The organism is Streptomyces sp. NPDC030814, assembly GCF_055572155.1.
Window position 1 is genome coordinate 95,296 of sequence record NZ_JBVIDX010000006.1, and the last position, 11,672, is coordinate 106,967.

General features: G+C 73.3%; 9 protein-coding genes. 2 read left to right on the forward strand and 7 right to left on the reverse strand.

Translation table 11 applies throughout. The features are described 5' to 3' along the window. The first annotated feature begins 198 nt into the window (after positions 1–198). Complete coding sequence (locus ACZ43N_RS15260) at positions 199–1,917, forward strand: bifunctional 3'-5' exonuclease/DNA polymerase (protein ID WP_468097821.1); 1,719 nt, start codon at positions 199–201, stop codon at positions 1,915–1,917. Between the two features lie 75 nt (positions 1,918–1,992). On the opposite strand, the gene ACZ43N_RS15265 is transcribed toward ACZ43N_RS15260, so the two are convergent. From ACZ43N_RS15265 to ACZ43N_RS15275, 3 genes are all read right to left on the reverse strand, one after another. After that, the gene (locus tag ACZ43N_RS15265) at positions 1,993–5,205 is read right to left on the reverse strand and encodes an AfsR/SARP family transcriptional regulator (protein WP_468097822.1); all 3,213 of its coding nucleotides are present in this window, start codon (positions 5,203–5,205) and stop codon (positions 1,993–1,995) included. 384 nt (positions 5,206–5,589) lie between these two features. After that, positions 5,590–6,447, reverse strand: a complete 858-nt coding sequence (locus ACZ43N_RS15270; RefSeq protein WP_468098158.1) for a glycosyltransferase family 2 protein — start codon at positions 6,445–6,447, stop codon at positions 5,590–5,592. Between the two features lie 265 nt (positions 6,448–6,712). After that, positions 6,713–7,150, reverse strand: coding sequence for a DUF3052 domain-containing protein (locus ACZ43N_RS15275; protein WP_468097824.1), 438 nt, complete (start codon positions 7,148–7,150; stop codon positions 6,713–6,715). 45 nt (positions 7,151–7,195) lie between these two features. Between ACZ43N_RS15275 and ACZ43N_RS15280 the strand changes: the two genes are divergently transcribed. After that, complete coding sequence (locus ACZ43N_RS15280) at positions 7,196–7,366, forward strand: hypothetical protein (protein ID WP_468097825.1); 171 nt, start codon at positions 7,196–7,198, stop codon at positions 7,364–7,366. 69 nt (positions 7,367–7,435) lie between these two features. Here ACZ43N_RS15280 and ACZ43N_RS15285 read toward each other — a convergent pair whose 3' ends face one another. From ACZ43N_RS15285 to ACZ43N_RS15300, 4 genes are all read right to left on the reverse strand, one after another. After that, positions 7,436–7,978: a GNAT family N-acetyltransferase gene (locus ACZ43N_RS15285; RefSeq protein ID WP_468097827.1), complete on the reverse strand. Its 543-nt coding sequence runs from the start codon at positions 7,976–7,978 to the stop codon at positions 7,436–7,438. An 89-nt stretch (positions 7,979–8,067) separates the two neighbouring features. Continuing rightward, positions 8,068–9,021: a M48 family metalloprotease gene (locus ACZ43N_RS15290; protein ID WP_468097828.1), complete on the reverse strand. Its 954-nt coding sequence runs from the start codon at positions 9,019–9,021 to the stop codon at positions 8,068–8,070. A 216-nt stretch (positions 9,022–9,237) separates the two neighbouring features. Next, on the reverse strand, positions 9,238–10,650 hold the full coding sequence (locus ACZ43N_RS15295) for a Tat pathway signal sequence domain protein (RefSeq protein WP_468097830.1): 1,413 nt from the start codon (positions 10,648–10,650) through the stop codon (positions 9,238–9,240). Positions 10,651–11,446: 796 nt separating this feature from the next. Then, positions 11,447–11,578, reverse strand: coding sequence for a hypothetical protein (locus ACZ43N_RS15300; protein ID WP_468097831.1), 132 nt, complete (start codon positions 11,576–11,578; stop codon positions 11,447–11,449). Positions 11,579–11,672: the final 94 nt, after the last annotated feature.

Genomic DNA, 11,672 nt, shown 5'->3' on the forward strand with positions numbered 1-11,672 from the left:
GCGCGGTTCCCCACCGCCCTGAAGGGATGGGCCTGCGGCCCGCCCTTCGGCCGAAAAGCACGGGGCGCAGCCCCGGCCGCTTCTCAGGGGCGCGGCGAACTGCGCGAGAAACCACGAACCACCCGCACCCGCCGACGAACCCGCACCCCCGGGTTCTCCCGCGCCTCGCTGTCAGACCCCCCTGCGACACTCACCCTCATGACCGACCGGTGGGCTCTCGCTCCGACCGAGGACGGCGGCGCCGAAGTCGCCCCCCTCGGACCGGACGGGCTGCCCGCCGGGCCGGTGACCCGGGAGCCGGACCTCGCGCAGGCCGTGCGGCGCCGGGAGCCGGAGGTCGGGCGGTGGGTCTGGCGGGCCACCGCCGAGATCTACCCCCGGCTGCTGGCCGACGGCGTCCGCGTGGAGCGGTGCTATGACATCGAGGACGCCGAGACCCTGCTCCTCGGCCACGAGGGCCGCCTCGGCGAACCCCGCTCGGCGGCCGCCGCCCTGGCCCGCCTCCGCCACACCCCGGTCCCCCCGGACCCGCCCCTGCGCGCCGCCGAACCGGGCGCCCAGCCGTCCCTCTTCGAGCCGCGCCCCCTCCACGTCCCCCTCGCCGACCTCATCGAGGTCTACGCGGACCAGCAGCGACGGCACGACGCCACCGCCCATCCGGACCGGATGCGGCTGCTGACCGCCGCCGAGTCGGCCGGGATGCTCGTCGCCGCCGAGATGAACCGCGCCGGACTGCCCTGGCGGGCGGACGTCCACCGCCAGGTCCTGCACGAGATGCTCGGCGAGCGGTACGCGGGCGGCGGAGAGCCGCGCCGGCTGGCCGAGCTCGCCGACGAGGTGTCCCAGGCGTTCGGCCGCCGGGTACGGCCCGATCTGCCCGCCGACGTCGTCAAGGCGTTCGGGCAGGCGGGGATCCGGGTCCGCTCCACCCGCCGCTGGGAGATCGAGTCCCTCGACCACCCCGCCGTGAAGCCGCTCCTGGAGTACAAGCGGCTGTACCGCATCTGGGTCGCCCACGGCTGGTCCTGGCTCCAGGACTGGGTCCGGGACGGCCGCTTCCGGCCCGAGTTCCTCGCCCACGGCACCGTCACCGGCCGGTGGGTCACCAACGGCGGGGGCGCGCTCCAGATCCCCAAGGTGATCCGCCGCGCCTGTGTCGCCGACCCCGGCTGGCGCCTCGTCGTCGCCGACGCCGACCAGATGGAACCCCGCGTCCTCGCCGCGATCTCCCGCGACCCGGGGCTCATGGAGGTCGCCGGACGGGAGAGCGACCTCTACCAGTCGGTCTCCGACCGTGCCTTCGCCGGCGACCGCGCCCAGGCCAAGCTCGCCGTCCTCGGCGCCGTGTACGGGCAGACGTCCGGGGACGGCCTCAAGAACCTCGCCGCGCTGCGCCGCCGCTTCCCCAGGGCCGTGCAGTACGTCGACGACGCGGCCCGCGCGGGCGAGGAGGGCCGGCTGGTGCGGACCTGGCTGGGCCGCACGTGCCCGCCGGCGGCCGGGGCCTCCGAAGCGGCCGGCGAGGAGGCGGGCATCCCCCAGGCCGACGCCGGGCCCGACGGCGGGGCCGACGGCGGCGACCGGGAGCAGACGACCGAGTGGGTGCCCGGGTACGCCTCCACCAACTCCCGCGCCCGCGGCCGTTTCGCCCGGAACTTCGTCGTCCAGGGCAGCGCCGCCGACTGGACCCTGCTCCTCCTCGCCGCGCTGCGCCGCACCCTCGCCGGCATGGCCGCCGAGCTGGTCTTCTTCCAGCACGACGAGGTGATAGTGCACTGCCCGGCGGAGGAGGCGGACGCGGTGGTGGCCGCCATCCGGGAGGCGTCGGAGCTGTCGGGACGGCTGACGTTCGGGCAGACACCGGTGCGGTTCCCGTTCACCACGGCGGTGGTGGAGTGCTATGCCGACGCGAAATGACCGTGTCCCGGCGGGAGAGGGCCCCTGCCGGGACCCTGTCCCGGCGGGAGAGGGCCCCTGCCGGGACCCTGCCGCTCAGTCCTCTTCCAGCAGGCGGCGCAGTTCGCCCGTCACCGTCGAGTCCGTGCCGTCGAGGACAGCCAGGGCGCGGCGCCATTCGCCGTGCGCCTCCTCGGTGCGTCCTCTGGCCCGCAGCAGCAGCCCCCGCTGGTGCCGGGCGAGGCCGACGGCGTACTGGTCGGCGCGGCGGGCGGCGAAGTCGAGGAGGAGGGCGCACTCACGGTCGGCCCGGTCGGCCTGCCCGAGCTCCCGCAGGGCCCGGACCAGCCCGAGCCGCGTCTTTGACTCGCCCTGCCAGTCCTCGTCGTCGCCGAGGACGCGCAGGCTCTGCTCGAAGCTGCGCACGGCGGCGGCCGGTTCACCGAGCCGGAGGTGGGCATAGCCGATGTTGCAGTGCGCGGTGTGCCGTACGACGACGCTGTCGGCGATCTCGCCGAGCGCCAGACTCCGCTCGTGGTGGGCGATGGCGGCCCGCGCGTCGGTGTGTTTGACCAGGTTGCCGAGGTGGCTGAAGGTCACGGCCTCGCCGTACGGGTCGCCGAGCTGCCGGGACAGCTCCAGGCTCTCCCGCAGGGCCTCCTCGCTCTCCTCGTACCGGCCGAGGCTCTCCAGCACGAGCCCCCGGTTGTTGAGGCACCGCCGTACGCACGACACCGCCCCGAGCCTCCGCCACAGCGTCAGGCCCTGGTCGTTGAGGTCGAGCGCCTCCGAGGCGCGACCGGACATGAAGTGCAGCCCGGCCCGGTCGGTCAGGGCGAACGCCTCCGCCTCGACGTCCCCCAGCGACCGTGCCACGCCGAGGGCGTACCCGCCGAGCACATCCAGCTCGGCGAGGCGGCCGCCCCGGTGCAGATACGGAAAGAGATGGCGGACGAGGGCGGGCACGTACGCCGCCGTCCCGCCGCCGTCGCCTGGCTCACGGGAGCAGCGTTCCACGAGGGCGACGACGTTGGGGAGTTCGCGGTCACCCCAGGCGAAGGCCTCCTCGGCGGAGGCGAAGGGTTCCGTGGCGGTGGCCGCCGGCTCCGTCGAGGTCGTACGGAGCCGTTCGTCGCGTTCGTGGCCCGGCGGGAGCAGCACCAGCAGGCTCTGCCGGGCGCGGGCGGCGTACCAGCGGAGGGCTGCGGTGGTCTCGCCCCCGGCGGTCGGCCCGGCCGGGTCGGCGGTGCCTCCTGCCGCCCTGGTCCGGGCCGGGTCGGCGAGTTCGCGGGCGAAGTGGCGTACGAGGTCATGGGGGACGTAGCGGCCGTACGTCGTCTCCTCCAGGAGGGCGACGTCGACGAGGCGGTCGAGGGCGGCCTCGGCACGGCGTTCGTCGGTGCCGGTGAGGCGGGCGAGGAGGGGGGCGCCGTAGGCGGGCAGGTCGAGGGCGCCGATGAGGCGCAGGGCGTGGGCGGCGTCGCGGTCGGCCTCGCGGTCGGAGGCGCTCAGGGCCTCGTGGGCGACGGCGAGGGAGCGGCGGACGCTCAGGTCGTCGTATTCGAGGTGGTGCAATCGGCTCTCGGTGGCGGCCAGTTGGCCGGCGAGCGCGTCCGGGGTGAGTGCGCGGCGGGCGGCCAGGCGGGCCGCGACGACGCGGAGGGCGAGCGGGAGCCGTCCGGTGAGGGCGACGAGGGGGTGCGCGGCGTCGAGCCCGGCGGCGCGTCCGGACGCGGCGCGCAGCAGCGCGGCGCTCTCGTCGTCCGACAGCGGGGCGAGCGGGAAGCGGTGGGCGCCGTCCAGCGCGGTGAGCGGCGAGCGACTCGTCACGATCACCGCGCATCCGGCACCCGCCGGCAGCAGCGGGCGTACCTGCGCGGCGTGCGCGGCGTCGTCCAGCACCATCAGCGTGCGGGTCGGAGCGAGCGTCGAGCGGAGCAACGCGGCGGCTGCGTCCGGGTGTTCGGGGACCCGGCGGGGGTCGGTGCCGAGGTCGCGGAGGAGGGAGGCGAGGGCCTGGGCCGGGGTGAGGGGGGTCATGCCCGGGGTCGCGCCGTGCAGGTTGACGTACAGCTGGCCGTCCGGGAAGCGGTCGGCCAGTTCGTGGGCGAGGTGGAGGGCGAGGGCGCTCTTGCCCACACCGGCCATTCCGCTGATCACGACGGGTTCCGCGGACGCCGGGCGCCTCGGGACGCCGGAGGGGGCGCGACGGCCCGGCGGGCGGAGGTCGTGGGCGGTGGCGGGCGGCGCGACTTCCGGTTCCCCTTGGCCGTCGACGGACGCGGCCACGCCGAGTGCTTCGCGCAGCTCGGCCAGGACCTGTCGGCGACCCGTGAAGTGCGCCGGCGGGGGCGGAAGTTGGGCAGGGCGCGGGGTCTCCCGGGCGGGTGGCGTGCCGGTCGGCGGCCCGGGGGGCTCGCCCTCGCCTTCCCGGAGGATCTCCAGGTGGGCCTCGCGTACGGCGGGGCCGGGGTCCACTCCGAGTTCATCACGGAGACGGTCCCTCAGGTCACGGTGCACGGCGAGGGCCTCGGCCTGGCGGCCGGTGCGGTGCAGGACGAGCATGAGGAGGCGGTGGAATGCCTCACGCAAGGGGTGTTCGGCGACCAGGGCGGCGAGTTCGGGGGCGAGGGCGGTGAGGGCGTGCGCTCCACCGTGGCCCGCGGCGCCGTCGCGAGCGAGGTGCAGTTCGGCGTCGTAGCGGCGTTCGAGAAGAAGAAGCCGGGCCTCCTCCAGGCGTTGGACGAAGGCGTGGGCGCCGAAGTCACCGGCGGGCAGGCCGCCGAGGGGTGTGCCGCGCCAGAGGGCGAGCGCGGCGGTGGCCTCGCTGACGGTGCGGGACCAGTCGCGGGCGGCGTGCGCGGCGCGCGCGGCGGCGGCGCGCGCCTCGAAGACGCGGACGTCCAACTCGCCCTCGTCGACCCGCAGGAGATAGCCGGGCGGCACGGCGCGCAGCCGCTCGGGGTCGTCGAGAAGCCTGCGCAGCCGGGTCACATGGTTCTGGAGGGACGCCTGCGCGGACGGCGGTGGCATCCCGTCCCACAGCACGTCCTTCAGCGCGTCGACCGAGACGACGCGGCCGGGTTCGAGGAGCAGGGCGACGAGGAGCGCACGCACCTTGCCGCTGCCGACGGGGCGCAGCGCGCGGGTGCGCCGCTGGTCGGGGCGGGCGTCATGGTCGCCCGGTGAACTCCCCTCGTCGGGGCCGGGGTTGCCGGAGGCGTCGGGGTGAGCGTCGCCGTCGGGTGTGCCGGGGGCGTCGTACAGCACCGGCGGACCCAGCAGTCCGAACCGCAGCCCGTCCCGCATAGCGTCCGTCCGCTGCCTTCCCGCGCCGTCGTACCGGACCGCGCCCCCCGGCGACTGGCGTCGGCCTGTGCCGACTGTTCCACGGCTTCCGTACGGTCCCGGTGGGACCGTTGGGCACATGTTAGCGATCCGTTGGCGAGATCTGATGTGATCACTTCATCGGATCCGGCGCCGACGGCGCACGCGGACGACGCGTAGCTCGGGGGAGCGCCGCCGCCGCTGCCGGGTCCGGAAACGCGCGGTTGCCCCGGTCGGTGGAGGTGAACGACCGGGGCATTCGTGTGTGCGCGTGCGCGTGCCGGGTGTGTTCGTGCGCCGACGGCCGTCGGGCTGGTGCTGTGACCGGAAAGGTTCGCCGGCTCGCGAACCTTTCCGGTCACAGCGCTAGAGGACGGGCGGGCGGCCCAGCCGGGTGAGACGCCATACCGTGCGCCAGCGCATGGGCCGGCGTTCACCGCCCGACTCCCGCCAGCCCTCCCAGAACCCGCCGAACCACGCGCGCAGTCCGCCCACGGAGCGGGTCCGCAGCAGGGTGATGAGCACCCACACCCCCAGATGGACGGGGACGAGGAGCAGCGGCAGCCGGCGACGGGCCAGCCAGACGCGGTTGCGGGCGTTGACGCGGTAGTAGATGGCGTGACGCGCGGGCGAGGTCTTCGGGTGCTGCAGGAGCAGTTCGGGGGCGTAGCGCACGGTCCAGCCGGCGTCGATCGCCCGCCATGCCAGGTCCGTCTCCTCGTGCGCGAAGAAGAACTCGGCGGCCCAGTCGCCCGTTTCGCGGAGCATGGCCATGGACAGGGCGTGTCCGCCGCCGAGGAAGCCGGTGACCGGGCCGCCCCGCAGCGGGTCCTTGGCCCCGACCCTCGGTACGTGCCGCCGCTGGGTCTCGCCGTTCTCGTCGGCGATACGGAAACCGACGATGCCGAGACGGGGTTCGCCGACGTACAGATCCCGTACACGGCGCAGGACGTCGGCGTCGACGAGCAGTCCGTCGTCGTCCAGTTCGACGACGATGTCGACGTCACCGAACGCGCGCAGCCGCTCGATGGCCACGTTCCGGCCGCCGGGGCAGCCGAGGTTCTCGTCCACCTCGATCGGTGTGACCTCACCGGGAAGGCCGAGGCGCTCGGCGAACTCCGGCAGCGGGCACCCGTTGCCCACGATGACGATGCGCGCCGGCGCCAGGTCCTGCTTGGCCACGGACGCGAGCAGCGCGTCCACCTCAGCGGGCCGATTCCCCATCGTCACCACGGCGACGGCGACCCGAGGCCCCTCCTCCGCGTCTGCCACGACACCAACTCCATCCCGTCGACCGACCGTCCGAGACAGTCGACGAGCCCCCGCAACCGACCGACTGATTACCGCCGGATGCTAGCCGTTCACGCCGACGACTTCTCAGGGACGCCCCAAGTACGCGGTTGCCGACGGCGAATGGGGGTGGGTGCGGGGGTGGGCTGGATGGGGGTTGGGGTGCACGGGGGATGAGGAGGGCGGCTCTCGACTCGTGCTACCGCTTCCCGCCGCCGCCCCGCCGCTCCTCCCTCCGGCGTACGAACTTGAGCCCCGACCAGTCCTCGCCGAGGGAGGCGACCTTCACATCGACGACCCCCAGCGGGAGGAAGAGGTCGCGCAGACCGTTCTCGGTGATGTCACTGGTGTGGCCGGCCGCCCTGCGGGGCCAGGCGATCCAGAGCATGGCCGGGTCGGCGAGGTCCGCGACCAGTCCCGGCCCCTCGGCGGCGAGATCGCCGTGCGCCCGGTAGAAGGCGACGACGACATCGGCGCCCCGCGGCCCGCCCTCGCCGACGTCGCACCCTTCCGGCAGCCCCGGGATCTCCCATCCGTCCGGAGCGTGCAGCAACCGCACCCGCTGCCCGGCCTTGACGCCGATCTTCTTGGCGAGCGGCGTACCGGAGTACCCGCCCCCACCCAAACCACCACCCATGTCCGACCTCCGAGGGAGAAGACACACACCTCCACCCTTCCGGGCATGACAGAACCGCGCCACCGACACAACCTGGGCGGGCCGGACGGGGGCGAGAGCACGGGTCGGGCGGAGGACGCGGTGCCGGTGCGGGGCGAGAAGGCCGATGAAGGGGCGCGGGCCGGTGCGGGGGCCAGGCCCGGCGGAGGCCGCCGGCCGGTGGCCGCTGACTGGTGACCGGAGGCAGGTGACCGGTGACACCGAGGCCGCTGACTGGTAGCCGGAGGCAGGGGGCCAGGGCCCGGGCTAGCTCTTGGCGTCCGGCTTCCAGTCCTGGACGAGGAGGCCGAGGAGCACCTCGTCGAGGAACTCGCCCATCACCCAGGCCGAGGAACGCAGGACGCCCTCGCGGACGAAGCCGTTGCGCTCGGCGGAGCGGAGCATCGCGGCGTTGTCGGACAGCGTCTCGATCTGGAGTCGGTGCAGGCCGCGCACGACGAACCCGTAGTGGCACAGCACGGCGACGACGTCGGTGCCGTAGCCCTTGCCGCGGGAGGACGGCAGCAGCCCGAGCCCTATGTGGGCGCACCGGTTGTGGTTGTCGATGCCCCAGAGCGTCGCGGTGCCGACCAGGGTGTCGCCTGCCAGTTCCACCACGGAGAACTGGACGACTCCGTCGTTCTTGCCGTCCACGAACAGCCGCGGGTCCTTCGAGTCGGGTGTGATCGGCCGCCACGGCCCGGCCTCGGCGCGCGCGGCGTTCGCCACGTCGTCATAGAGCTCGGTCCGCAGGACCGGGATGTCGTCCTCGTACCGGGCCCTGAGCCCGACCTTGGTCCCCTTCAGCATGCGAGCTTCCTATCCGACCGCCCCGACCGGCGGCAAACCAATAAGCGATCTCCGCGTCGGGGCGGGCCGGTCCGGCGTCGCACGTGACGTCAACGTCCACCGCTGGGCATCCGGGTCGCCGCGTGGCGGTGGGGCGACTGGATCAGCAGGTCCCTGAGAAGGCGGCGCGCCTTGTCGTCCAGACCGGCGTAGAACCTGTCGAAGTCACGGGGCATCAGGGACCCGGCGAACGCGACGAGGTTGAGATAGCGGTTCACCACGTGCGGTTCCGACTGGCTGAGTTCGACGTACCGGGACAAGGGACGCCGGGAGACCTGGTCGGCCTGTTCGAGGACGCCCGTGGGAGAGACTCCGGGCCCCAGTTCCTTTCCGACGGCGAGCCGGGAGATCACGCCGAGCGAGGCATAAAGGTCCTCCGAGCACAAATACCCGAACTGGTCGCAGGTGTAGGTCGAGCAGCGCCAGTAGGGAAGCATCAAGGGATTGATGTAACGCAGCCACTTCAGGTAGTCGAGGATGAGCACGGAAAGGGCCAGCCGGTCGTGCCGCGCCTTCAGCCAACCGATGAACGAGCCCAGCATGAAGCGCAGCGACGCGGGCCCGTCCTCCTGGAGGTCGGCCGCGAACCCTCCCTCGATGAGCAGCACGCGCATCCCGAGGATGCTGGTCACCACCATCTTCCCCTCGACCTCGTCGAGCACGTAGACATCGACCGGCCGGTGGTAGTCGAGTCTTCGCTGGAGTTCGACTATCTCGGCGTGGATCTCCGGGAAACTGTCGGGGGTCACCTTGATCGCGCGGCCGAGAAGGTGGGCCTTCCGCATTCTGTGGAAGAGCCACTCGGACGCGACGAGGACGAGGATCGCAAGGAAGAGGAAGAGAAGATACGCGGGGTTCGACACCGGGACTGCGATGATCAGGAAGAGGATGAACGCGGCCCACACGGAGCCGGCGGCGAGTCTGCGCCGGGAGCGTTCACGCGGGTGTCGTGCGGTCGCGTACTGGAGATACGACTGGTGATCCGGGGCGACGGTTCTCGTCATGGCGCCTCAGCTCCCTCCGTCCCATTCTCCTCCCACCACGCCCCTCACGCCTGCGGAGCGGGCCCCGTTCGGGGCGGGTGGCTCAGGCCCCGTTCGGGGCGGGTGGCTCAGGCCCCGTTCGGGGTGGGTGGAGGAGGCCCCACCGCGCGGCCCCTCCTGTGCGATGGCTTCGCGCGAAGGGGCCGCTTGTCCAAGGTCACCCGCTCCGGGGTCCGTTCACGCCCGTAGCGGGTTCGCCCGTACCGCTGCCATCAGGTACCAGGCCGTCGCCCCGGTGTGCCGGTACGGGTAGTAGCCGAAGCCGAAACCGGTGTCGAGGGGGCTGCTGGCGGAGACGATGCCGGAGCGTTCGGGGAGCGGCCGGCCGCCGACGGTCTGGGCGGTGCCGAGGTGGTCCTGGGCGCGTTCGAGGGAGTCGAGCAGGCGCCGGGCGCGGTACTCGTCTCCGCGCGCGCCCCGGTCACGGAAGGCGAGCGCCAGATGGGCGGTTCCCTCGAACCACACGCCGTTGCGGTCCGGCTTCGGCTGGAACTCGGCGATCGGCTTGTCCTCGTCGGCGACGAGGCTCGCGGAGCTGAACGTGACCCCCTCGTACGACTGCCCGACGGGCACCGTGCTGTTGCGCCGCCCGGAGTGGTCGAGGACGGCCAGTTCGACGGCGGCCCAGTCCAGGGACCGCGCGTGGCGGCGCGAGCCGAGCGCGAGGTGGGTCCAGGTCTGGGTGTCCTCGGGGACGGGGGACTTGTTGACGGTCACCCCGTCGTTGGTGCCCGTGTAGAAGAAGCCGCCCGCGGGCTCCCACATCCGCCGCACGAACGCCTCCGCCCGCGCCGCGCGCTCCCGCCACACCCGGTCGCCGGTGAGCCGGGCGAGCCTTCCGAACAGACAGACCAGGTCGGTGTTGTGCTCGGTCGACGTGAACGGCAGCTTCTCGTTCGCCCCGTTCACGCCGAACTTGTAGCCACCCAGGGGCTCGTCCGTACGACCGGTCCGCTCGATCCACTCACCGATCCGCACCGCCGCCGCGAGGAACCGCCGCGCCCGTGTCCGCCGGGCCAGCGCACTCAGCGCGATCCCGGCCCACGCCATGTCCCCGACGGCCGTTCCCGTGAAGCCGAACTGCGTGCCGACGTTCACGGTGCCGTCCGGCCGTACGAACCCGTCCGGCTGGGGCACTCCGTCGAAGAAGACGTACGGTCCCACGTTGTACGCCTGTCGCAGCCGGCCGTCGTCGTACACCGGGTCGTGCTCCTGGGCGTGGATCAGCGCGTCCCCGAGGGCGACGGCCCGTGCCTCGCCGTCCCGTGTGCGCACCGCCAAGTGGGCCAGTACCGCCAGCGCGTTGTCGTACGTGAACGCCGTGCTGAACAGGTTCGCCTGGTCCGTGTAGCTCTGCGTCAGCCGGATGTCGCCGTGGTCCGGGTAGGCATCCATGGCGGCGGCGAGGAACGCCTGCGCCCGCCGCCGGGCCGACGTCCCGGCGCCCCCCTTCCCGGCCGCGACCCCGGTGGCCGCGGGCCTCCCGGACGCCGCATGGGCCGTACCGGACGGGCCGGCCACGGTGAGCGCCGCCACGCCGAAGCCGAGCACCGTACGACGGCTGGGTGTCGGACCTGATCTGCCGGTCATGGTTCTCCCTCGGGATGCGGGACATCAGGCGACACCTGACGTTTGAGAGCGCTCTCAAAGAGTGCGCGCCCATTGTGCTGGTGCTCCTGATGCGGGTCAACGCTCTTGACGGGTAGATCGGTTGCGGCCGTGATCCATGGGGCGGGGAGTGCAACCGGCGGCGAAGGGGTGGGGCCGACGGCGGGGGTGGGCGTCCCGCGCGCCGGACGTGGTGCGTGGGACGTCCTCTGCGCCGGGAAGCCGGTACGCGGAACCCGCGACGCCCACACCCGAACCTCGGCCTTGGGCCCGGCCTTTGAGGTGCCCTCGGCCCTCGATCGCCCGCCATCCGCTGTCGCGGGCGTACCAACCGGACGCCATGTGCCGGGTCGGCGTTGAACACCACCGAGACCAGCCACGGCCAACGGACAGCCGGAACAGGTGAGGCCCTCGTCCAAGAACGGAACAGGTAAGGCCCTCGTACGAGAACGGTGGGCGGTCTGCACGCGCCGGACGGCCGTGCCGTGCGACGGACGGCCGTGCGGCGGACGGCCGTGCGGCGGACGGCCGTGCGACGGACGGCCGTGCGACGGACGGCCGTGCGACGGACGGCGGCGGGGGCTCGTGGGCGTCCGTGCCGGCACCTGAGGGCGGCACAGCGCCGGAGTGCCTCCGCAGTTCGACGCGTGAGGCCCGCCAGAGCGCCGCAGAATCGCGGGCACAGAGGCGCGCCAGTGCGCCGCACACGCGCGGGCAACCAGTGGCGAGGACGACGAGCGGGGAGGTGGTGACGACCAGCGGATGGGCCAGGAGCCCACTACCAGGCCAGGGTGACCGGCACGACCGCGAGGACACCGATACTCGTGCCGACCAGGCCGCCGAGGCCGCCGGCTCTCGTCAACTCGGCGAGGACCTGGGGAGTTCGGGGGCGCCTACCGCTCTTGAACAAGCCGCTGTTCCTTCACCGCCCTGGACCGAGGGGCCTGTTTCGAAAGTCACGTCCGCCCTGTGGGCCACGGCGATCCGATGTCGGACCGACTCGT